We start from the raw sequence: 21,748 nt of genomic DNA on the forward strand, positions 1-21,748 counted from the left end.
CGTACTACCCTATCCACGATCGTGAACAGCGCGATCCATTTGCCTTGAATCGTCCGGAGTGTCGCGGGTTCAGTGCAGGACGACCGCGAGCGAAGACTCCAGACCTGCGGCGGCGACGCGATGGGCAGCTGCGGCATCCATCGCCAGGAGCACCGGTGCGACCGAGTTCCGGCCGGAGGCGAGCCCGCCCGAGGAGGACTGACCCGTGTGCATCGCCACGACGGCGCGTCGTGCGAGGACATCGGCCGAATCGGTCAGGACGTCAACCACATCCCCGGGCCGGAGCAACGAGGTGACCGCCTCGTCGGACAACCGGACCGGTACGAGACGGGCGTCGTCGACCCCGGTCAGCTCGGCCGGCAGACGCGAGGACAACAGGCGGGTGTCGGTGAGTATCTCCCCGGTCCGTACGCGACCGGTGACGGTGCGGCCGGTCGCGAGTGCGGTATCGGAGATCGCCCCGGCGGGGACCGTGCTCCCGATGACGAGCCGAGGGGTGAGATCACCGGCCTCGACCATCTGTCCGGGTACCAGATCGTGTGCCGCGACGAGCACCTCGAACTCCCCGTCGGCGCGGGCCCCGACCACTGCGACGACGGCGGCCGCGACGATCAGCGCTACCGCGACCAGTCGTCGGACTGCGAGACTGCGCGTCCATCCGGGACGCACCGCGTGAGCAAGCCGGTCGCCCAGGCGTGGTCCGAGCCGCTCGCGCGGCAACGACATCCGAGTCAGTGGCATGGCTGGACGATAGGCGTCGACCACCCGGGAAACGGTGCCGCGGACTCGTTGTGGACAGTCGTGGAGTCCGGCGTCGTGCTGTGCACAAGCGACCGCCGGGTCGGGCCTCCGCTAGGGTGACGTCGGAAACAAACCAAGGTGTGCCGGGAAGTCTGGTCGGCCGTCGCCCGGTGAAGGGTGGCGTGAAGAGGGCACGTGTACGTGTGCCCCGCGGACAGAGGAGTTCCATGACACGCGACCGACTGCGGCAGTGGGCCGCTCTCGACACCACCAGCGGCGTGCTGTTGCTCATCACGGCGGCCATCGCAGTCGTATGGGCCAATTCGCCGTGGCGGGAGAGCTACACGTCGCTGCTGCACACCGAGATCGGTCCCGAAGCCCTGCATCTGCATCTCTCGCTGGCGCACTGGGCGTCCGACGGACTACTGGCGATCTTCTTCTTCGTGGTCGGTGTGGAGCTCAAACACGAGTTCGTCGCCGGCAGCCTCCGCGACCTGAAGCTCGCTGGGGTGCCGATCGCGGCCGCCGTGGGCGGCATGGTCACGCCCGCGCTCTGTTACGTGGTCGTCGTCGCGGCGGGGGACCCCGAGGGACTTCGGGGATGGGCCATCCCGACGGCCACCGACATCGCCTTCGCGCTCGCCGTCCTCGCGATCTTCGGTCGCGGCCTCCCACTGCCGTTGCGGACGTTCCTGCTCACGCTGGCCGTCGTCGACGACCTGCTCGGCATCGTCGTGATCGCGACCTTCTATACCGACGAGATCGACTTCGTCATGCTCGGCGGCGCGATCGCGGTGGTCGCGGTGTTCGCCGTGCTGGTGCGCCGGTCGTGGCGGCTCTGGCCGCTCCTCATCCCGGTCGGCCTCGTCGCCTGGGGCCTCATGCACGCGTCCGGCGTCCACGCCACCGTCGCGGGTGTGCTGCTCGGCTTCGTCGTGCCCGCGGTCGCCATCCGCGGCGAGAAGATCCCGCGCACCGAACGGCTCGACGAGGCGGTCCGTCCCTACTCCGCGGCGATCGCGCTCCCGGTCTTCGCCTTCGCCGCCGCCGGCGTGACGGTGATCGGCGGTGAGGGCTCGATCGTGCAGCCCGTGTCGATCGGCATCGTGCTCGGACTCGTGGCCGGCAAACTCGTCGGCGTCCTCGGATCGACGTGGCTGATGACGAGGTTCACGCCGCTACGGCTGCCCGACGCCATCGGAATCCGGGACCTGCTGCCGATCGGCATGCTCACCGGCGTCGGCTTCACCGTGGCGCTTCTCATCGCCGAACTCAGCTTCGAGGGCGGTTCCGACGACCACGCCGCGGCTGCCAAGGCGGCCATCCTGGCCGGTTCGCTCATCTCCGCGATGCTCGCCGCGGTCCTGTTGCGCTGGGATGCCCGCCAGGCGCGCGACGCCGACATGAACCGCGACAACATCCCCGACGTCAACCGCGATGTGATCGGCGGATAGACGTCGGGAGGGGTCGCCGGGCGGGCTGGGTGGACCCGCGTTAGCACTCGGAATGTGGGAGTGCCAAAATCGGTTACACTTGTCAGCGTTTACTGACTTTCGGAGGTTCAGGTGCCCACCTACTCGTATGCCTGCACGGAGTGCGACAACAAGTTCGACATCGTCCAGTCGTTCTCCGACGATTCGTTGACCGAATGCCCGCAGTGCACAGGTCGCCTGCGCAAGCTGTTCAACTCGGTCGGCATCGTGTTCAAGGGGAGCGGCTTCTACCGCACCGACTCGCGGTCGGGTTCGTCCTCCTCGGACGCCGCGTCGTCCTCGTCGTCGGACAGTTCGTCGTCGAGCAGTTCCACGTCCGGCAGTTCCTCGACCTCGTCGGATTCGTCGAGCTCGAGCAGCGCCACCAAGAGTGACAGCAAGGCCGCCACGCCCGCCTGACACGCGGGGCGCACAACTTCAGACCAGAACCTGGGCAGGAGCTCACCCGTCACGCGACGGAGGCACCGCCCGGGTTCTGTCGTCTCAGCCGAGTTCCTGGAACCCGCCGCCGGGGGTCAGCGCCCAGCCCACGGCCACATCGTGGTCGCCGGCCGGCAGGGAGTCGACGAGCTCCTCGTCGTAGACCACCGCGACGAGTTCTGCGGACAGCCCCACGAGCGTGCGGTCGTAGTACCCGGCACCACGGCCGAGGCGGACGCCGGTCTTGTCGACGGACAGAGCGGGGATCAGGATCACCGACGCCGCGCGGATCGCGGCGACACCCAGGCGGTCGTTGGTGGGTTCGAGTAGGCCCCATCTACCCGGCGACAACGATCCCGGACCGGTGTATCGCGCCCAGTCGAGCGGTGCCGGATCGCCGGCGGGAACCACCGGGAGTAGCACCGTGACGCCGCGATCGAGCAGTGCGTCGAGCATCGCCGTCGATCCCGGCTCGTCGCCGACCGGTACATACGCGGCCACCGTGACGTCGTACTCGAGCCGGAAGGGGCAGGTGTGTATCCACTCGGCGAGGTCTGCCGCAGCCCGCTCGCGCGCGGCCTTCGGTATGGCCGACCGGCGGTTCGCGGCGTCCTCGCGCCGTTGGTCCTTCAGGGTTCGCACGACGCGTCCGTCCTTCATCCCGTGGTGGCTCGCCGACGACCGAACTGTATCCGACCACGGTCTCGATCCGGGTGAGGTCCGGGTCACTGCCGTCCGTCCGGCCGGCCGGGGACACCTGTCCTAGGGTGGATTCATGACTGCGTCCAAAGAAGGCTTCAGTGAGTACGAGGCGGTACCCAACACTCCGCCGATCCCGCGTACCGCGGTGGTCCCGGCTGCCGGGCTGGGGACGCGGTTCCTCCCCGCCACCAAGACGGTGCCCAAGGAGTTGCTGCCGGTGGTCGACACCCCGGGCATCGAGCTGGTCGCCGAGGAGGCCAAGTCCGCCGGCGCCGAACGGCTCCTGATCATCACCTCCCCGGGCAAGGACGGGGTGGTCGCCCACTTCGTCAAGGACCTCGTGCTGGAGAGCACCCTCGCCAAGCGCGGCAAGGAGGCCATGCTCGCCAAGGTCCGCAAGGCCCCGAACCTCCTCGAGGTCGCCTCGGTGATCCAGGAGAAGCCTCTGGGTCTCGGTCATGCGGTCGGTTGCGTCGAGGACCTCCTCGACGACGACGAGGACGCCATCGCGGTCCTGTTGCCGGACGACCTCGTCCTGCCCGGCGGAGTGCTGGAGGTCATGGCACGTACCCGTCAGCGCCGGGGCGGTTCCGTCCTGTGCGCGATCGAGGTTCCCGAGGACCGCATCAGTGCCTACGGCGTCTTCGACGTCGAGCCGCTGCCGGATGCGAACAATCCGAATGTGATGAAGCTCAAGGGCATGGTCGAGAAGCCCGAGCCGCAGGACGCACCGTCGAACCTCGCGGCCGCTGGACGCTACATCCTCGACCGCAAGATCTTCGACGCGCTGCGCCGGATCAAGCCGGGTGCCGGTGGTGAACTCCAGCTCACCGACGCGATCGCGCTGCTCATCGAGGAGGGCGAACCGGTGCACGTCGTCGTGCACCGCGGCACCCGCCACGACCTGGGCAACCCGGGTGGCTACCTCAAGGCCGCGGTCGACTTCGCGCTCGACCGTGACGATTACGGGCCTGATCTGCGTGAGTGGCTGGAGAAGCGACTGGCCGAGAGCTGATCGCCGGCGGCCTCCGCGCGCCTCGACCGTTCCGGCGCGCACGCCCGATAACGTTTCCCTGTGTTGTATCGAGCAGTGCGGGAAGAGCGGTGAGATGCGGTCCGTCGAAGATCATCTGACGCTCGTGACCGCCGCCGCGGTGGCACCGCGGCCGGTGCGCGTCGCGATCTCCGAGGCGCAGGGTCTGATGTGCGCGGAGGAAGTGGTCACCGAGCATCCGATGCCGGGTTTCGACCAGGCCGCCATCGACGGTTACGCGGTGCGTGCGGTCGATGTGGCGCTCGCCGGTGTCGTCGCTCCGGAGGATCTCGAGGATTTCGATGCGAACGGCGCCGAACTCGTCGACCTCGAGGCAGGCGAACCGATGATCGTCTCGCTGCCCGTGGTCGGGGAGGTGGGTCCGGGGTCGCGGACCCCCACTCGGCTGCAGCCGCGACAGGCCGTCCGGGTCGAAACCGGTGCGCCGATGCCGACTCTCGCGGACGCGGTCGTGCCGCTGCGCTGGACCGACGGCGGCGACCAGAAGGTGAAGATCGGGCACGGCGTCGAGAGCGGCAACTATGTCCGAAGGGTCGGGGACGACGTCCAGCCCGGTGACGTCGCGGTCCGTGCCGGCGCGATCATCGGTCCCGCCCAGGTGGGTCTGCTGGCTGCGGTGGGGCAGGCGCGCGTGATGGTCCACCCGCGCCCGCGGCTGTCGGTGATCTCGGTCGGCAGTGAGCTCGTCGACATCGATCGCACTCCCGGGCCAGGGCAGATCTACGACGTCAACAGCTATGCGCTCGCCGCGGCGGCGCGCGACGCCGGCGCCGACGTCAACCGGGTCGGCATCGCCGAGCGCGACGCCTCCCGCATGCGAGAGGTGGTCGAGGCGCAGCTCATCCGCTCCGAGATCGTGGTGATCTGCGGCGCGGTCGGCGGTAGCGCGTCGAAGGCCATCGCCGACGCCCTCGCCGATCTCGGTGAGCTCGAGATCGTCCGGGTGGCCATGCATCCGGGATCGGTGCAGGGCTTCGGCCGGCTCGGTCGCGACGAGGTGCCGACCTTCCTGCTGCCGGCGAACCCGGTGAGCGCGCTGGTGACCTTCGAGGTGATGGTGCGGCCGCTGATCCGTATCGCGCTGGGCAAGCGGCAGCCGATGCGCCGGGTCATCAAGGCCCGCACCATCGGGCCGATCGCGTCGGTGCGCGGCCGCAAAGGGTACCTCCGCGGACAGCTCATGCGGGACGAGCGGACCGGGGACTACCTGGTTCAGGTGCTCGGTGCGTCGCCGACCGGCTCGTCGCATCTGCTGGCCGAACTCGCCGAGGCGAACTGCCTCATCATGGTCGACCCCGACGTCGAAGAGATGAGCACCGGCGACGAGGTCGAGGTCGCCTTCCTCGCCCAGCGCGGCTGACCGCGGAGCGCGACTCTCCGCGAGACGCAGGTCTCATGCGGGGGATCCTGTGATTGCGCCTAAACTGTCATCTCGTGTTCAGGTGGTTGAGTGGCGGTGAGGGGAGTCCGGGCTGGCCGGCGTCCCTGGGACCGCTGCGCACCAGGGCCGGAACGGTCACGCTGCGCCCGGTGAAGATGCGGGACGGCAAGACCTGGAGCGCACTGCGCATCCGTAATCAGAATTCGTTGTTGCCCTGGGAACCGACCGGCGTCGGGAGCTGGGCCGACCGGCATCAGCCCGGTTCGTGGCCGCCGTTGTTCGCGGTGCTGAAATCCGAGGCCAAGCGCGGCACGATCCTGCCGTTCGTGATCGAACTCGACGGCCAGTACGTGGGGCAGCTGACCGTCGGCAACATTCAGCGCGGAGCCGTGCGCAGCGCGTGGATCGGCTACTGGGTCGACGACACGCATTCCGGGAAGGGCATCGCGACGGCAGCTGTCGCTCTGGGCGTGGATCACTGCTTCGGTCCGGTCGGCCTGCACCGGCTCGACGCGACCGTGCAGCCGGCCAACGACGCCTCGCGGAAGGTGTTGAAGAACATCGGTTTTCGGCAGGAGGGCCTGCTGGTCCGGTACATGGACGTCAACAAGCGCTGGCGCGACCACATGTTGTTCGCGTTGACGGCCGAGGAGGTCGTCGGCTCCGCGGCCGAGGCGCTGGTCCGTTCGGGCCGGGCGACATTCCAGTAGAAAGGCTATGCGCCGTGAGCGAGCTGGAAATCGTGGTTCGCGGCAACGCGCGCGGCCGCTACGCCCCAGAACGTGGCGTCATCGACATCGCCGTCCATCTCGAAGGCCCGGTGAAGTCTGCGGTGTACGAGTCTGCGGTGACGCTGCATTCCAGGATCACCGACGCCCTCGGCGAACTCGAAGCGGCCGGCGCGGTCAACCGGTGGACCGCCGAATCGGTACGGGTGTACTCGTACCGGCCCTACACCAACGAGGGCGAGTCACGGGAACCGATGTACAACACCCGTATTCGTCTCGATGCCGAGTTCGGCGACTTCGAGAAGCTGTCGGAGTTCATCGACACCTGGTCGGGCGAGGAGGGGGTGGCGATCGACGGCGTCCGTTGGGACGTGCACGAGGCCAGCCGTCGCGCACACGAACGTGAACTGCGCCGGGAGGCGGTCGAGGACGCAATTGCCAAGGCGCAGGCCTACTCCGACGCCGTGGGCCGCGGACCGGTGACACCGACACTCCTGTCCGACCCCGACATGGTCGACCACGTCGCGTCGCCGCGTGCGCGATTGATGGGTGCCGCCGTCGCGGGTTCGGCGCCGAGTCTGGAACTGCGGGCCGACGACATCGAGATCGACGTCGCGGTCGACGCGCGGTTCCGCGCTGAGTGACTGAGAGTGGCGTGTGAATCCGCGTCGACATGACCGCGCTACGGCGCGTCGGCGTGGAACTGGGACTTTCGGGCCCTAGATTGTGGAGTGGCCTCGTGTGACCAGAGTGAATGAAGGGAGAGTCGCATGCCCAACTCCGTACTGTGGGTTTGTCTCGTCGCGGTCTGGCTCTTCGTGCTGGTCCCCATGGTGATCAAGGGTCGTCCCCAGATCCTCAAGTCCACTGAGGCCGCGAAGAAGACGCGACTGCTCCACCGTGGTGGAGCGCGAGCGACGGCACCGTCGACCGCGCGACGCCGCTCGTCGGCTCGCCATCCGCACGACCCGTCCTGGAAGTCGACGCGTAAGACGGCCGCGGCCGCCACCGCCGTCGTCGACGAGACCGAGGACGACACCCAGACCGACGATGCCGACGACACGACGAAGGTCCAGAGCGTCGGGGACGTCGAGGTCGAGAAGCCGACGGTCGAGGCCTCCGATGACGCCGACGACGATCTGACCGACGCCGCCGACGACGTCGAGGCAGACGACACGGACGACGAAGGCGAGTACGAGGATTCCGAAGAGGCCGAGTACGAGGACGATTCGGAGGCCGCCGAGTACGACGACGAGTCCGAGTACGACGACGAGTCCGAGTACGACGACGAGTCCGACTACGAAGAGAGCACTGAGTACGAGGACGCCGAGTACGAGGACGCGACCGACGATCTCGACGAGGACGAATACGACGACTACGCCCGTGCGTCCCGGCGCACCGAGGACGAGCCGGAATCGGTCGTCGACGAGCTGGAGGACGAGCGTCCGGCTGCGCACACCGCACAGTCCGGGCGGGGTCGCCGCAGCGTCTACTCCTCGGAGAAGGAACGCGAGCTGAAGTATCGCGAGCGCCAGCGGGTCACTCTCGGCCTGTTCGCGCTGCTGATCCTGGCCGTGGTGTCCGGGTTCCTCATCGGGACAACCGGTTGGGTCGCCACCGGTGTGATCGGGCTGATGCTGGTCGGCTACCTCGCCTACCTGCGTCGGGCTGTGAAGGTGGAGCAGCAGATCCGGGCCCAGCGGCTCGCCCGTGCCAAGCGTGCGCAGCGCGCTGAGGAGGAGCGTCGTCGACGCGCCGCCGCGGTGCCCGAGTTCGCCGCCGCACCGCCGCCCCCGCGCCTGCGACGTCCCGGTGGCGCAGTGGTTCTCGAGATCGACGACGAGGACCCCGTCTTCGATCACCTGCCGCCGTTCCAGCGTCGCCGCATGGACCGCGAGGACGTGGAGTTCCGCCGGGTCGGCTGACCTTTCAGCTGCCTTTGGTCAGCGACGCCCTGCCGTGCGACTCCAGCCAGGCCTGGCCGCGTCTGGCGGCCGTCGAGAGGGCGAATCGCTCGCCGACATAGGTCGCCGGTGCGCCGATCACCGGGATGTACCCGAGCATTCGGAACAGCACCATCGGCTGGGGACGGTTCTCGAACTCGTCGTCGACCGCTCGGAGCAGCTTCGCGGCGTCCCAGATACCGCGGAACAGCGACTTCTTGCGCTCGTCCGGGTCGGTGGGGAGTGCGGCACCGGATTCCGGGTCGACGTCAGGTGCGGAGATGTCCCGTCCGCACAGCACCGACGCCAGGAGAGCGACCTGGCGACCGCGCTCGGTGACCCCGTACTCGCGGGCGATCGCGACGAGCACCATCGCCTGGTTGACGAACCCCAGGTAAGGCGTGACCGGCAGGCGCTTCGCCCAGACGCCGAAGACGCCGGGGAAGGCGACCGCACCGGTGTTGAGCGTGCCGATGCGGGTCACCCACCAGCTCGCGCGCTTGTGCATCGACCGTTCGCCCCAGCCCTTGGTGCCGGGCCAGTCGGCGACGTCGAGGAGCTTCGCCGCGGCGTGCCGGGCCTGCTGGAGGCGGGAATCCGGGTGGTCGTCGTCGTGGAAGGTGTGTTCCTTGAGGTCGAGCGGGTCCCGTTCGGCGAGCACGTCGAGGACCGGGTTGATCACCCCCACGACATTGTTGAGAACACCGGCCAACTGCTGATCAGACATCTGAGGCACCGACCCAGCCTAGCCATGGGTCCAGGCGTTTGGGATCCCGCGCGGTGGGGCTGCTAAAGTGGCTCCCGGCTGGTCGCAATGCGACCCTCCGGGGCTATGGCGCAGTTGGTAGCGCGACTCGTTCGCATCGAGTAGGTCAGGGGTTCGATTCCCCTTAGCTCCACAGAGTCCGAGGGCTCCGGCGCACGCCGGGGCCCTCGCTGTCGTTTTGGGCGCTGTCGTTTGGGAGCCGTTGTTTGGGCGCCGACGATCCGATGTCCGCGCCGGTCGACGGCTCGGAGCACGGCCGGGGTAATGTCGAAGACATCCGGATCGAACATCCGACAGGCCGCTGTCGGCGTCTCCGGTGTCAGACAGACCGTTTTCCGTCTGGTGAGCATGTCAGGTGGCAAATGTGAGTCCCGTCTCGCGTGTTTTCATCGTCCCGGCCGTGGGGGCCCGTCGATGAGCGCCCCGCCGCTTCTGGGTCCGCCTCGAGTGCGGTTCGGCGTCGATCCGTCTGTGGCGATCGGCGGCGCCTGGTACCCGTACACGGTCCAGCTCGCCGACGAGTTGCCCGGCGTCCTCGCCGCGGCGCGACCACAGATCGGCGAGGTGACCGGTATCGACGTCAACTGGCAGAGCTTCCGCCGATACCCAGGCCTGGATTCGCCCGACTCGCCCGCGACGCCGCCGTTGATGACTCTGACCGCGAAGGGGATCGAGGTGACCCTGCTGGTCATCCCACCGCGAACCGTGTCGTCCCTGGCAGCGATCTTGTTGCGTCAGGCGAGTAACACCGTGTCCCCGGACAGTCAGCTGCATTCGCTGGAATACCGTCGTGCGGAGCGGATTCTGGAGCTCGCTCGCCGGTCGCTGTCCACGTCCTGATCCCTGAGGTTCGAACTCGGGCACATCCGAACGACCTATCGTCGTCGTTCATCGCGTGGAGGGCGCGTTCCGGTCTCCGCCACCCGGGACGCAGCGGGCCGTGGCAGGGGAGTGCTGCGGTTTCGGCCGCCTTCCGAGCCCGGGTCGCTGTAGGTTTCCGCCTATGACCGCCGCGATGCTCACCTTCGCCGGGACGCTGCTGGTCGCGATGATCGGAGCGGTCATCGCGCGACTCGACGCCAACGACCGGCACCAGAAGTTGTCCCAGAAGGTCGACATCCTGGCCAAGCTGTCGCCCGAGTCGCCGGCACACACGCGGATGAGCGGAATCGTCCTCGCCGCCATCGACGATCTCGCCGAGCACGAGCATCGGCGTCGCAGTGCGGTCTTTCAGCGTCGGACGCTCACGATGGCGTTACTCGCCTGGCTCGTCGTGGTCGGATTCCGAATCGCGGCCGAGCAATTCGACCTCGGTCACTACGAGAGCGTCATGCACTACGTCGCGGTGACACTATTGGTGACCGGCTTCGTTCTCGTCCTCGCGTCGGCCGTCGCGACCGTGCGCGACTTCCGCCATCGCGACGAGGAAAACACGCCGTGACCTCTTCTGGACGCGTGATGCCTCGGCGACCGTGACAAGAGATGCGCGTCAGCCGGTGACGCGCGTGCATGGAGAGATTCGAAGACGGGTGCGACGTCGTCGATCGTGGGGCATTGCAGGTCGGGGCGCATCATCGAGTACAGCGCCTCGTTGTGGATCATCGGCGTCGAGATGTTCCCGGGCGCAATGGCGTTGACGGTGATGCCGTGACCGGCGAGGTCGAGGGCCGCGCTCTTGGTGAAACCGATGACACCCCATTTGGATGCCGCATACCCCGCCATGTTGGTGTTACCGGCCCGGCCGAGCATCGACGAGATGGTGACGATCCGTCCGTAGTTGCGTTCGATCATCCCGCCCGCCACCGCGCCGACCGTGTTGAAGACGCCGGTCAGATTGGAGGAGATGACCTCCGCCCACTGGCCGGAGGTCATCGACTGCACGGGTGCCGCGACCGACACGCCCGCGTTGGCGACCGCGATGTCGATGCGGCCGAACTCCGAATGCGCCTGTGCGACCAGCGCATCCATCGCGGCGCGGTCGGCGGTGTCGGCCCGGACGGAGATGCATCTGCGGCCGGTGGCGGCGACCAGACTCGCGATCCTCATCTGGTCCTGGGCGCATGACCGCATGGCTTCCCGTAGTCCTCTCATCGTGCCACGGTGTGGACGTCCTCACCCGACCAATGGGCGCGGAGGCGGTCTTCGAGATCGGCGCGTTCTGGCCGGTCGGTTCCCGTTGATCGGAAGTCCGGCAGCCGGTCTGGGCAAACGCCCACCCAGGTCCGCAGGTCTTTGTTAGTTTCTCAGCGATGAGGTCCTCGAAGCTGCTGTTGGGGCTGGTCGTGGCGGCGCTGGCCGGGGTGTTGGTCGCCACCGCCACGCCCGCGCGGGCAGACACATTGCCGGTCACCTACAACTTCCTCTCCGGAATCCCCGGTGAACTCACCGACCCGGGTGGTTCGCTGCCCGGCGCGAACGACTGGAACTGCAAGCCGTCGGCGCGTCACCCCAACCCGGTCATCCTCGTACACGGGACGGGCGGATCGCAGCAGACCAACTGGGGAACCTACGTCCCGCTGCTGAAGAACGAGGGATACTGCGTCTTCACGCCCACCTACGGCGCGATCAAGGGTGCCCCGTGGCCGATCAGTGCGATCGGCGGGATGGGCCTGATGTCCGAGAGTGCACGCGAGCTGGGTGGCTTCGTCACCAAGGTGCGTCGCGCCACCGCAGCGTCGAAGGTCGACATCGTCGGACATTCCCAGGGGACCGTGGTACCCGCGTACTACGCCAAATATCTCGGTGGCCAACACAACATCGACAAGTACGTCTCGCTGGCACCCGTGTGGCGGGGGACGACCGTCGCCGGCGCCGATGCCATCGGCCCGTTCGTACGCGGTCTGGGTGTTCGGCCCGAGCAGGTTCCCTTGTGCCAGGCGTGTTTCGACCTCGACCCTGGTGCCGCGTTCCTGCGTAGGGTCGCCGAGGGCGGCTACTACCTGCCGGGCATCGAGTACACCAACATCGCCACGCGCTACGACGAACTGGTGGTGCCGTACTGGTACGGGCTTCCGCCGGGTGGATCGAATGTCCGCAACATCGTTGTGCAGGAAGGATGTTCGGTCGACTACACCGAGCATGCGGGTATGGCGGGGTCGCGGCGAACGGCGTACTTCGTGTTGAACGCGCTCGATCCCGAGCACCCTCGACGCGTGCCGTGCGAGCGGGTCGCACCGTTCACGGGTAGCCCGTTCTGACCGTCGTGCACGAACCCTTCCGTCCCGGCGTTCGGTGTCGACTGCGGGTGCCCGCCGTGCTCGTGATCGCGCTTGCCGCAGTGCTGTTGCTGCCTGTTGGTGTCGCCTCGCCGGCGCGAGCCGCGGTTCCGCCGCTCGGTCCGGACTTCGACTTCGGTGTCGCCCAATCCGGCTTCCAGTCCGAGGGATACAACCGGGACTCGAACTGGCTGCGGTACGGGAAGCAGGGCAAGGTCGACGATCCGGTCGGCAACGCCGTCGACTTCTACCATCGTTACGCCGAGGACATCGATCGGGCCGCGTCGCTCGGTGTCGGGATCTACCGCACGTCGGTCGAGTGGTCGCGGGTGGAACCGACACGCGGACACGATGATCCGGCGGGCTGGGCGTTTTACGACAGGGTGATCCGCAAAGTCGTCGACGCCGGCATGCGACCGATGATCACGCTCAACCACTGGGTGCATCCCGGCTGGGCGGTGGATCTCGGCGGGTGGAATCGCCCCGGAATGACCGACGACATGGTGGCGTTCGCCTCCCGGGTCGTCGACCGGTATGCCTGGGCCGACCCGCTGTGGATCACCTTCAACGAACCGACCGAGTACGTTCGGCGCGAACTCCAGTACGGCGGGGTCTCGCCGCAGAACCTGGGCCGGATGGCCGATGGGATCGTCGCGGCGCATCGGGCCGTCTACCGGCACATCCATCGGGTCCAGCCAGGCGCGGAGGTGTCGTCGAACTTCGCCTACTATCCGATCGCTGGACTCCAGCCGTGGCTGGAATCGATCTTCCCGCAACGGATGCGCGACACCCTGGACTTCGTCGGCGTCGACCACTACTACTCGTTCTCGGTCACCGATGCGTCGGTGGCCTACGGCGCACTCGGCGAGTTCTGGAAGAGTTCACAGGCGCCCGAGAGCATCTATTACGTGCTCCGCCACGTGGCGCGACAGTTCCCGGGCAAGCCGATCCGGGTGATCGAGAACGGGCTGGCCACCGATCCGGCCGGTCGCCGCCCCGACGGTTATCGGCGTTCGGACCACCTACGTGACACGGTGTACTGGCTGCAGCGGGCCAAGCAAGACGGCATCACCGTGAAGTCCTACAACTACTGGAGTCTCACCGATAACTACGAGTGGGGCGATTTCGACTCGCGCTTCGGTCTGTACACCGTCGACGTCCGACGAGACCCGTCGCTGACACGGCGTCCCACCGACGGCGTCGCCGCTTACCGGGAGATCACGCGGTCCGGGGGAGTGCCTGCCGACTACCGGCCGACGCGGAGGCCGGTGCCGTGCTCACTGGTCGACGTCCCGGACAGCTGTGCCGAGCCGGCGGTAGTGCGTTGAGCGGCGCTGCGTCGAGCGTTCCGCGGAACGCTCGTGGAGTCGTGACCTGCGGAATTGTCGGTGGCCGCCGGTAGCTTGTTCGTATATCTGTTCGAACTGGCTGGGGGGTCGGGATGTCTGTTACCGCGTTGCGTGGCGAGGGTGTGTCGTCGATGTTCGACGGTGCGGATCCGGCGTCGTTGTCTGATGAGGTGCTCGAGGTTCGGGTGTTGGGGTATGCCGCGCAGATCACGGCGTTGACCGCGGAGTTCTTGTCGCTGGTGGCGGAGTTGGGTGAGCGGGAGTCGTGGCGGGGTCCGGCGATTCACTCGTTGGCGCAGTGGTTGTCGTGGAAGGCGGGGATTTCGCAGCGGACGGCGCATGAGCAGGTGCGGGTGGCCAAATCATTGCGGGAGTTGCCGTTGATCCGGAAGGCGTTCGGTGCGGGGCGGTTGACGTATTCGAAGGTGCGGGCGTTGACGCGGGTGGCGACTCCGTCACGGGAGAAGGAGCTGGTGAATCTGGCTCTGTCGTGTACGGCGTCGCAGCTGGAGAAGGCGGTGCGGGCGATGCGCCAGATCGATCGGGGCTACAGCGAAGGTGGGGAACTCGTGACGCCCACGGAGTCGTCGGCTCGGTGGCAGTGGAATGCAGATGGGTCGTTGTCGGTGTCGATGACGCTGACGCCGTTGGATGGAGCGCGGTTTCTGGCGGGGACGGTGCGGGCGGAGTACGAGCGGACCCGCACGGCTGGTGATCCGGATCTACCGAGCGTTCCGCGGAACGCTCCTGACGGCGAGTTGGAGACCGAGGGTGCTCCGGATTCGGAGGTGAGGCCGGCGAATCGTCGGGATCTGTGGAAGCGGGTGCCGTCGAATATTGCTGCGGCGGTGGTGGCGATGGCCGACATGGTGCATGAGGGGATCGCGATGCCCGACCTCGCTCCCGGGGCGGAGATCCTGATCCACAGTGGTGACGGGGTGGAACAGGCGCATCTGGATGACGGTCCGGCGTTGTCGGAGGCGGAGCTGGAGGAGGCGCGGTGTGGTGCGTCAATGCGAGAGGCGCTGTCCAGGAGGGTGCCCGGTCGTCGCGGAAAACTGGCGTTGCTTGGGCTGGGCCGTAAACAGCGGGCTCCGAGTAAGGCGATGATCCGGGCGTTGTGAGGTTCCCCCCGAACCGTAGAGGCATCGATAATGAGGAGCACGATGCCAGAGAAGCGGAAGAAGTACGACCGGGAGTTTCGTGATGGGGCGGTCCGGATCGTCGAGGAGACAGGTAAGCCGATCGCCCAGGTCGCTCGAGACCTGGGGGTCAACGAGGGCACCTTGGGTAACTGGGTCAACCGGGCGCGCGCCGAGCGGGAGGGCCGCGGCGAGCTGACCGTTGATGACGCTGCTGAGCTCAAACGGTTGCGTGACGAGGTCGCCGAGCTGCGCATGGAGCGTGATGTCCTCAAGCGATCAGTGGTCCTGTGGGTGAAGGAGGCGACGAAGTGAGCGTGGCACGCTTTATCGCCGACCAGAGGACCAACTATCGGGTGCCACACGCGGTGTCCTGCCGGCTGCTCGGGGTCAGCGAGGCGTGGTTCTACAAATGGCATAAGCGGACCCAATCGCCGGGTGCGGCAACGGGTTTGCACACCACCCGCGACTATCGCCGGGACACCATCGACCGGGCCGTGGCGGTGGCGTTCGACAAGGCCCGCGGCCTGCACGGGTCACCGCGCCTGCATGCGGATCTGCGTGCTGACGGGTGGACGGTGACCGAGAAGACTGTCGCTGATTCGATGTGTCGTCAGGGCCTGGTCGCGCGGCGGATCCGCCGGCGCAACGGGCTGACCCGTCAGGACAAGACCGCCCCGAAGTTCCCCGATTTGTTGGGTCGCGATTTCACCGCACAGTGCCCCGATCAGCGGTGGGTCGGCGACATCACCGAGATCCCGACCGCGGCGGGCAAGCTGTATCTGGCCACGGTCATCGACCTCTACAGTCGCCGCCTGCTGGGGGCGGCCACCAGTCGTCACCCGGATGCAGCGTTGGCGTGTGCGGCGATCGAGATGGCGGTCGCCACGCGGGGCGGTATGCAGGCGATATGGCGTGATGACGATGCGCAGAAGCTGATTTTCCACACCGATCGTGGGTCGACGTACACCGCGAAACGGTTCACCAGGCTGTGCCAGAAGATGGGTATCCGGCAGTCGATGGGCCGGGTCGGATCGTGTTTCGACAACGCCGCAGCGGAGGCATTCTTCTCTTCTTTGGAGTGGGAAGTGTTGTCACGCAACGAGTTCCATACTATCATGGAGGCGCAGGCGGTCGTGTTGGAGTGGTGCTACGGCTTCTACAATCACCAGCGTCGCCACAGCGCGATCGGGATGATGAGTCCGGTCGACTACGAGAACACCGCAGTCACCGAGCCCGAAGCCGCATAGAGGAGTCCTCCACGATTCCGGGGGAACCACATTGTTCCTCCGCGATCGCTGTTGCCAGACGCCAGGTTGTGGGCGGACACGGCATCTGCACGCGCATCACGTGGTGTTCTGGTCGCACGATGGGGAGACCGAGCTGGACAACCTGATTCTGTTGTGTGGGACCTGTCATCGGGCGCTGCATCGGGGTGAGTTCTCTATCAAGTCCCATGGGCAGCAGCGGTTTTCGTTCCACATGCCGAATGGTTCGGTGATCGAGGTGAATCCACCAACCCGGGCGCCGGGGTTGTGGCAACCCGATGATCAGGTCGCGGCGGATGCGACGGTGCCGGTCGGTGGCGGGAGACTTGATCTTGGGTATGCAATGGAGGTGATCTACGCGGTGTGGGAATGGAAGGGGCGCGCCGCGGCCAGCACCGCAGCGGCTTGATGTCGTTGCCTGGCCCGTCTCTCAGCTTCGGTGCTGGTCGAGTGCCATGACGGATCGAACGTGTTCTGCCAGTGACCCGGACAGGGTCTCGCGCGCCCTCGCCACGGACGAGTTCCCGCATCTGGGCAAGCTGCGGTGCAAGGAGCCGCTCCTGAAATTCTTGCGCCACCGCATCATCGGTTTGGATCGAGGCGGCCAGCGACCGGAGTAGAGAACGCTGCGGTTCGGTCGAGATCTCCTCGACGGCCGCGCTGAGTGCAGCCGTGACCGACGTATCTGCGGGTCCCTGCGGTTGCCGAGCGTCTCGTCGCGCATATCGCCGACCCGGAACCGGGCCGTCTGAGACTCCTGATCGGCGAGGACGCGCCGTCCCAGGTCGCCGTGGTTCTCGATCGGCGCGCACGCGAGTACGCGACCCAGGCGAATGCCTGACGAGGTCGGCTCAGGGGAGGCCGAGCGCGCGTAGACCGGCGGCGGTCGCGGCGGCGAGGATGACCACGACCGCGATCGGCGCGCGCAGGACGGCCGCGACGACGCCGACGGCCACGCCCGCGGGCCGTGCCCAGCCGGCGAAGTCGTGACCGGCGAAAACGGCCCCGGTCAGCGCCACCGCCACGAGCAACACCACGGTGGCCCGATCCATCAGCTTCTCCGCGGTCGCCGACACCGTGAAGCGGTTGCGGAGAAGCGGTCCGGCCAGCCGGATCAGGTAGGTGCCGGCAGCGAGGACGGCGATTCCGATGCCGAGGGAGAACCCGGAGATCAACGGGGTGCCTCACGGTGGTTTCGACACGGCTCGTCGCTATCGCTCCTCACCGGCTCAACCAGCGGGGATGGCGGCTCGAGCAGCGGAGCACGCGGCTCAACCAGCGGAGAACGCGGCTCGAGCAGCGGGGGCCGCAGCCGCCGGGCTGCTTCGACGGCGGCGAATCCGGCCAGTGCACACAAGATCGGCAAACCGGCGGGCAGGAACGGCGTCGAGGCCACCGCGACGGCACCGCCGACGGCGACAGCTGCCCAGGTGGCGCGCGTCCGCAAGGCCGGAATGGCAAGCGCGGCAAGCAGAGCGGGGAATGCGGCGTCGAGTCCCAGCGCTTCAGGACTCGCGACGCTGCTCCCGAGGAGGGCACCCAGCCCGGCTCCGACCGGCCAGCAGACGAGTATTCCCAAGCCGCACAGCAGGAATGCCGCACGAGCGCGCCGCGGCTCGGATTCCGCGGTGGTCATCGCGGCCGTCTCGTCGTTGATCAGGTGTGCTCCGAGGAAGGCCTCCGGGAGCCCGCGCAGGTGTTTGCCCACCGCGAGCCCGTATCCGAAGTTCCGCGTGTTGACCAGGAGTCCGGTGAGGGCGGCGACAACAGGGACGCCCCCGGCGGCCAGGACGCCGACGAAGACGAACTCCGACGACCCGGCGAGCACGACGGTCGCGATGAGCACGATCTGCCAGAGGGCGAGGCCGGCGCTGTGGGCCGCGACCCCGTACGACGCGCCGATCACGAGCACCGACAGGCACATCACGACGACGGCGCGCAGTGTCGCCGAATCGAGTGTTCTCCATGCCGAACGCATGACTATCATAGTGAACACACAGCAGGTGTTCGTCAAGATGGACGATCGGACGGTTTGATGAACGAATCTCGGCAGGTGAACCCGAAAACGCTGGTCGCCGCGTCGCTGAAGCGCGAACGTGCACGTGCCGGACTGTCGCTCACCGAGCTGGCGCGTCGTGCGGGTATCGGGAAGTCGACCCTGTCCCAGCTCGAATCGGGCGAGGGGAACCCCAGCGTCGAGACGCTGTGGTCGCTGTCCACGGCACTCGGCGTGCAGTTCTCGGCGCTGCTGGACTCACCCGCGCCGACCGTCGAGGTGATCCGGTTCGGGGAGGGGCCCCTCATCCCAGCCGCAGACGCCGATTACTCGGCCACCCTGCTGTCGACCGCCGCGCCCGGCTCCCGGCGCGACATGTACGTCATCCGGGCAGAACCCGGCAAGCCGCGGGTGTCCGCGCCACATGCGCGCGGCGTCGTCGAACACGTGGTCATCAGCACCGGGCGTGCACGGCTGGGACCGAGTGACGCCGCCGAAGAACTCGGCCCCGGGGATTACATCTCCTATCCCGGTGACGTCGAGCATGTCTTCGACGCGCTGGAACCCGGCACCGTCGCCGTCATGCTGAGCGAGGCGTTCTGAGCCGCGACCTCGGTCACAACGATTCGCTTCTTTCGTTACCGGCGCGTAGTGTCGATCGCAGTGTTGCGCCCGTGACGGGTTGCATCAACGCGTCGTAGAACGCTTCTCTCGCAGGTCGGGGCCCACTCAGGTGGTCGCCGGGTCGGACTTCAGATGTCCACCGCCTGCCATTGACTTCATACGGCGAACGAGCCCGCGTACCCGCGTGTTCGCCATCGGCACCGACCATCGGCAGTGAACTGTCGTCCTGCTCGCGTGCCACGCACAGGAAGAGCTCTGCTCACATAATGACTGCTGTCCTCGAGACCCCCTCGGCACCTGTAAACCAGGTCGCCGACACCACTCCCGCCGACACCACCGCTCCCCAGGTTTCCTTCGAATCCCTCGGCGTACCAACCAAACTGGTCCAGGTCCTGGCATCGCAGGGCAAGGCCGACGCCTTCCCGATCCAGGCCGACACCCTGCCCGACACCCTCGACGGCAAGGACGTCCTCGGCCGCGGCAAGACCGGCTCGGGCAAGACCCTCGCCTTCTCCATCCCGCTGGTCGCCGGACTCGCCGAGATGCAGGTCAAGCGCTACGTCGGTGCCCCCACCGGCCTCATTCTGGCGCCGACCCGTGAACTGGCCACCCAGATCGCGGCTGTCGTCGAGCCGCTCGCGGCCGCCGTCGGCCTCACCGTCACCACCGTCTTCGGCGGCGTCAAGCAGACCCGCCAGGAACAGGCCTTCCGCCGCGGCGTCGACATCGTCGTCGCTTGCCCGGGACGCCTCGAAGATCTCATGCGCCAGGGCATCGTGAAGCTGGACGAGGTGGAGATCACCGTCATCGACGAGGCCGATCACATGGCCGACCTGGGCTTCCTCCCGGTCGTCACCAAGCTCCTCGCCGCCACCCCGGCGGAGGGTCAGCGGATGCTGTTCTCGGCAACCCTCGACAACGGCGTCGACAAGCTGGCCAAGCGCTTCCTCGACAACCCGGTCCTGCATTCGGTCGACTCCGCCGAGTCGCCGGTCGCCGCCATGACCCATCACGTGTTCGAGGTGTCGTCGGCGGGCAAGGCCGACCTCGTCGCCGAACTCGCTTCCGGCGCCGGTCGCCGAATCCTGTTCATGCGCACCAAGCATCAGGCCAAGAAGCTCGCCAAGAAGCTGAGCGAACAGGGCATCCCGGCCGTCGACCTGCACGGCAACCTCAGCCAGGCCCAGCGCGACCGCAACCTCGCCGCCTTCGGTGAGGGAGACGTGCGCGTCCTCGTGGCCACCGACGTCGCCGCCCGCGGTGTGCACGTCGACGGCATCGAGCTGGTCGTCCACGTCGATCCGCCCGCCGAGCACAAGGCCTACCTGCACCGTTCGGGCCGCACCGCGCGCGCCGGCAGCTCCGGTGACGTCGTCACCGTGTGCCTGCCCGAGCAGCGTCGTGAGGTCTCGCAGCTGCTCCGCAAGGCCAAGATCAAGGTCACCCCGAAGCAGGTCGACGCCAAGGCCGGCGCCGTCGACGAGCTCGTCGGCGAGCGGGCCCCTCGCGTGTCGGCTGCCGAGCGCGCGGCCGCCGAGGCGGCCCGTGGTGGCCAGGGTGGTCGTTCGCAGGGTGGTCGTTCTCAAGGCGGTCGTTCGCAGGGTGGTCGTTCGCAGGGTGGTCGCCGTGGCGGACACCCGGGGCGTTCGCGCGGCGAGGGTCGCGGCAATGGCGCCGCCCGCGGTGAGAGCCGTGGCGGGGTACGCGGTCAGGGCGGCGAGAGCCGCGGGGGCGAGCGCCGGTCGGGTGGACAGCGTGCCACCGACGGCCGCTCCGCCGGTCAGTCCCGTTCGGCGGGACAGGGTCGCTCGGCGGCTCAGCCCCGTTCCGGCGACCAGCATCGTGCGGGTGGACGTTCGCAGGGCGGACGTCGCGCCAGCCGTCCGGCCGGTTCGCCGACCAACCGCTGAACCGAACCAACCGCTGAATCAGGCGGGTAAGAACTTCTGAGCAAGCCGTGGCGCAAGCCACGGCTTGCTTCCCCATGCGAATGCCCGGCCGGTCAGCGCCGCCCACGTGGGTGAGAGCCGGCCGTAACCGATCAGCAGCGCCGCGGCGGGGTCGACGCTGACGTGGACTTCGGCGCGTCGGGGATCGTCGGGGTTGATGATCAGCTCGCCGTCGGTGAACTCGTAGAGGTAGCGCTCCGAACACCCGCGCAATCGGATGTCATAGGTGCCGTCGTGTCCCGCCGCTGCCGTCGGGTCCACCCAGCTCGGCAGCACCTGTTGTCGGCCTCGGATGATCATCAGCACCACGTCGGGCTCGACCCACCACCGCGCGCCCACCGCACGCGCGATGTCGTGCCCGTGCACCACGAACTCGCCGATGAGGATGCCCAGCGCGGCGTCGGCCCGGATGAGCCGGTCGCCGTCGAACCGCATCTTCGGTACCTGGGCATTGAAATGCGAGACGGTGTCGACCAGGATGTCGAGGCCCTCTCTCAGCTGGCGCGCCAGCACCGAGACGTCACGGGTCGGCAGGTTCGCGATCTGTTTCGCGTTGAAATCCGGGACGTCGATCGCCTGTCGGCACCATTCGCCCTCGCCGCGCGCGAGCGCGAGAAACCGGGCCGGCGCCAGGGCGACGTGCCCCAGGCAGTCGACCAGCGTCCAGCCCGGCATATCCGGCAGACGCGTCTCCGGCTCGTCGACCCCCTCGACGAGTTTCAGAAAACGTTCCCCGGTGGTCAGCGCGGCGTCGGTGTAATCAAACCTCGAGAACATCCCCGTCACGCGTGGTTCCTCCCCCCACATGAGGCGCAAGAGTACTCGTGCGCACTGCGACGTGCGAGACCTCGTTCGGAATCGTGTGCAGTTACAGTGCCTATCTGGCACGCGCACAATGTCATACGGGATTCTCTCGCCGTGATCTCAGGTCTGGAGTCCAGCTTCAGGGTGACTCACCAATCGGACGAAACCGACAC

At 67.6% G+C, this 21,748-nt stretch carries 22 protein-coding genes, 1 tRNA gene and 2 pseudogenes; 18 read left to right on the plus strand and 7 right to left on the minus strand.

Going from position 1 to position 21,748, the window contains the following annotated elements; translation table 11 throughout:
* Positions 1-69: 69 nt before the first annotated feature.
* Positions 70-741 carry an SAF domain-containing protein gene (locus tag GAA2_RS06640; protein ID WP_248664718.1) on the minus strand — a complete coding sequence of 224 codons (672 nt, stop codon included), beginning with the start codon at positions 739-741 and terminating at the stop codon, positions 70-72.
* Positions 742-968: 227 nt separating this feature from the next.
* On the opposite strand from GAA2_RS06640, the gene nhaA reads away from it, so the two are divergent.
* The gene (gene nhaA / locus GAA2_RS06645) at positions 969-2,195 is read left to right on the plus strand and encodes a Na+/H+ antiporter NhaA (RefSeq protein WP_191834834.1); all 1,227 of its coding nucleotides are present in this window, start codon (positions 969-971) and stop codon (positions 2,193-2,195) included.
* Positions 2,196-2,306: 111 nt separating this feature from the next.
* Complete coding sequence (locus GAA2_RS06650) at positions 2,307-2,633, plus strand: FmdB family zinc ribbon protein (protein WP_081474318.1); 327 nt, start codon at positions 2,307-2,309, stop codon at positions 2,631-2,633.
* Positions 2,634-2,717: 84 nt separating this feature from the next.
* On the opposite strand, the gene GAA2_RS06655 is transcribed toward GAA2_RS06650, so the two are convergent.
* Positions 2,718-3,296 (minus strand): 5-formyltetrahydrofolate cyclo-ligase, encoded by a 579-nt coding sequence (locus tag GAA2_RS06655; protein WP_024500011.1) that lies wholly within the window; start codon positions 3,294-3,296, stop codon positions 2,718-2,720.
* A 133-nt stretch (positions 3,297-3,429) separates the two neighbouring features.
* Between GAA2_RS06655 and GAA2_RS06660 the strand changes: the two genes are divergently transcribed.
* From GAA2_RS06660 to glpR, 5 genes are all read left to right on the plus strand, one after another.
* The gene (locus tag GAA2_RS06660) at positions 3,430-4,371 is read left to right on the plus strand and encodes a UTP--glucose-1-phosphate uridylyltransferase (protein WP_024500012.1); all 942 of its coding nucleotides are present in this window, start codon (positions 3,430-3,432) and stop codon (positions 4,369-4,371) included.
* Positions 4,372-4,465: 94 nt separating this feature from the next.
* The gene (gene glp, locus GAA2_RS06665; RefSeq protein WP_006436216.1) at positions 4,466-5,770 is read left to right on the plus strand and encodes a gephyrin-like molybdotransferase Glp; all 1,305 of its coding nucleotides are present in this window, start codon (positions 4,466-4,468) and stop codon (positions 5,768-5,770) included.
* Between the two features lie 74 nt (positions 5,771-5,844).
* Positions 5,845-6,501 carry a GNAT family N-acetyltransferase gene (locus GAA2_RS06670; RefSeq protein ID WP_191834835.1) on the plus strand — a complete coding sequence of 219 codons (657 nt, stop codon included), beginning with the start codon at positions 5,845-5,847 and terminating at the stop codon, positions 6,499-6,501.
* A gap of 14 nt (positions 6,502-6,515) precedes the next feature.
* Positions 6,516-7,163 (plus strand): SIMPL domain-containing protein, encoded by a 648-nt coding sequence (locus tag GAA2_RS06675; RefSeq protein WP_191834836.1) that lies wholly within the window; start codon positions 6,516-6,518, stop codon positions 7,161-7,163.
* A 126-nt stretch (positions 7,164-7,289) separates the two neighbouring features.
* The gene (gene glpR / locus GAA2_RS06680) at positions 7,290-8,444 is read left to right on the plus strand and encodes a gephyrin-like molybdotransferase receptor GlpR (RefSeq protein WP_191834837.1); all 1,155 of its coding nucleotides are present in this window, start codon (positions 7,290-7,292) and stop codon (positions 8,442-8,444) included.
* 4 nt (positions 8,445-8,448) lie between these two features.
* Here glpR and GAA2_RS06685 read toward each other — a convergent pair whose 3' ends face one another.
* Entirely contained in the window at positions 8,449-9,198 is a 750-nt protein-coding gene (locus GAA2_RS06685; protein ID WP_191834838.1) for a hypothetical protein, read from the minus strand.
* Positions 9,199-9,288: 90 nt separating this feature from the next.
* On the opposite strand from GAA2_RS06685, the gene GAA2_RS06690 reads away from it, so the two are divergent.
* The 3 genes from GAA2_RS06690 to GAA2_RS06700 all read left to right on the plus strand — a co-directional run bounded on the left by GAA2_RS06690 (position 9,289) and on the right by GAA2_RS06700 (position 10,669).
* Positions 9,289-9,361, plus strand: a tRNA-Ala gene (locus GAA2_RS06690).
* 281 nt (positions 9,362-9,642) lie between these two features.
* The gene (locus GAA2_RS06695) at positions 9,643-10,068 is read left to right on the plus strand and encodes a DUF5994 family protein (protein ID WP_024500018.1); all 426 of its coding nucleotides are present in this window, start codon (positions 9,643-9,645) and stop codon (positions 10,066-10,068) included.
* A gap of 163 nt (positions 10,069-10,231) precedes the next feature.
* Positions 10,232-10,669, plus strand: a complete 438-nt coding sequence (locus GAA2_RS06700; protein WP_024500019.1) for a hypothetical protein — start codon at positions 10,232-10,234, stop codon at positions 10,667-10,669.
* Here the strand turns inward: GAA2_RS06700 and GAA2_RS06705 are convergent.
* Positions 10,564-11,274, minus strand: coding sequence for an SDR family NAD(P)-dependent oxidoreductase (locus GAA2_RS06705; protein WP_248664719.1), 711 nt, complete (start codon positions 11,272-11,274; stop codon positions 10,564-10,566). The two genes, GAA2_RS06700 and GAA2_RS06705, sit on opposite strands and share 106 nt — an antisense overlap.
* 203 nt (positions 11,275-11,477) lie before the next feature.
* Between GAA2_RS06705 and GAA2_RS06710 the strand changes: the two genes are divergently transcribed.
* From GAA2_RS06710 to GAA2_RS06735, 6 genes and pseudogenes are all read left to right on the plus strand, one after another.
* Positions 11,478-12,425 carry an esterase/lipase family protein gene (locus GAA2_RS06710; protein ID WP_191834839.1) on the plus strand — a complete coding sequence of 316 codons (948 nt, stop codon included), beginning with the start codon at positions 11,478-11,480 and terminating at the stop codon, positions 12,423-12,425.
* Between the two features lie 56 nt (positions 12,426-12,481).
* Positions 12,482-13,771 carry a family 1 glycosylhydrolase gene (locus GAA2_RS06715; RefSeq protein WP_191834987.1) on the plus strand — a complete coding sequence of 430 codons (1,290 nt, stop codon included), beginning with the start codon at positions 12,482-12,484 and terminating at the stop codon, positions 13,769-13,771.
* Between the two features lie 152 nt (positions 13,772-13,923).
* Positions 13,924-14,913, plus strand: a pseudogene (locus GAA2_RS06720) (DUF222 domain-containing protein); the annotation flags it as partial.
* A 45-nt stretch (positions 14,914-14,958) separates the two neighbouring features.
* Positions 14,959-15,249, plus strand: a complete 291-nt coding sequence (locus tag GAA2_RS06725; RefSeq protein WP_005195137.1) for a transposase — start codon at positions 14,959-14,961, stop codon at positions 15,247-15,249.
* Positions 15,246-16,184, plus strand: a complete 939-nt coding sequence (locus tag GAA2_RS06730; protein ID WP_020169777.1) for an IS3 family transposase — start codon at positions 15,246-15,248, stop codon at positions 16,182-16,184. Before GAA2_RS06725 ends, GAA2_RS06730 begins: the two co-directional genes overlap by 4 nt.
* A 31-nt stretch (positions 16,185-16,215) precedes the next feature.
* Positions 16,216-16,611, plus strand: a pseudogene (locus tag GAA2_RS06735) (HNH endonuclease); the annotation flags it as partial.
* A gap of 442 nt (positions 16,612-17,053) precedes the next feature.
* Here GAA2_RS06735 and GAA2_RS06740 read toward each other — a convergent pair.
* Together GAA2_RS06740 and GAA2_RS06745 are read right to left on the minus strand one after the other, a co-directional pair.
* The gene (locus GAA2_RS06740; RefSeq protein WP_024497886.1) at positions 17,054-17,377 is read right to left on the minus strand and encodes an AzlD domain-containing protein; all 324 of its coding nucleotides are present in this window, start codon (positions 17,375-17,377) and stop codon (positions 17,054-17,056) included.
* Positions 17,374-18,180 carry an AzlC family ABC transporter permease gene (locus GAA2_RS06745; protein ID WP_248664720.1) on the minus strand — a complete coding sequence of 269 codons (807 nt, stop codon included), beginning with the start codon at positions 18,178-18,180 and terminating at the stop codon, positions 17,374-17,376. The genes GAA2_RS06740 and GAA2_RS06745 overlap by 4 nt, the downstream gene beginning before the upstream one ends.
* Positions 18,181-18,237: 57 nt before the next feature.
* Between GAA2_RS06745 and GAA2_RS06750 the strand changes: the two genes are divergently transcribed.
* Positions 18,238-18,801 (plus strand): helix-turn-helix domain-containing protein, encoded by a 564-nt coding sequence (locus tag GAA2_RS06750; protein WP_191834840.1) that lies wholly within the window; start codon positions 18,238-18,240, stop codon positions 18,799-18,801.
* 287 nt (positions 18,802-19,088) lie between these two features.
* Positions 19,089-20,732 (plus strand): DEAD/DEAH box helicase, encoded by a 1,644-nt coding sequence (locus tag GAA2_RS06755; RefSeq protein WP_191834841.1) that lies wholly within the window; start codon positions 19,089-19,091, stop codon positions 20,730-20,732.
* An 18-nt stretch (positions 20,733-20,750) separates the two neighbouring features.
* Here the strand turns inward: GAA2_RS06755 and GAA2_RS06760 are convergent, their stop codons facing one another.
* Positions 20,751-21,557, minus strand: a complete 807-nt coding sequence (locus GAA2_RS06760; protein WP_159405173.1) for a maleylpyruvate isomerase family mycothiol-dependent enzyme — start codon at positions 21,555-21,557, stop codon at positions 20,751-20,753.
* Positions 21,558-21,748: the final 191 nt, after the last annotated feature.

Origin of the sequence: Gordonia ajococcus (assembly GCF_012974285.1) — a bacterium.
In the GTDB taxonomy this organism is placed as follows: Bacteria; Actinomycetota; Actinomycetes; order Mycobacteriales; family Mycobacteriaceae; genus Gordonia; species Gordonia amicalis.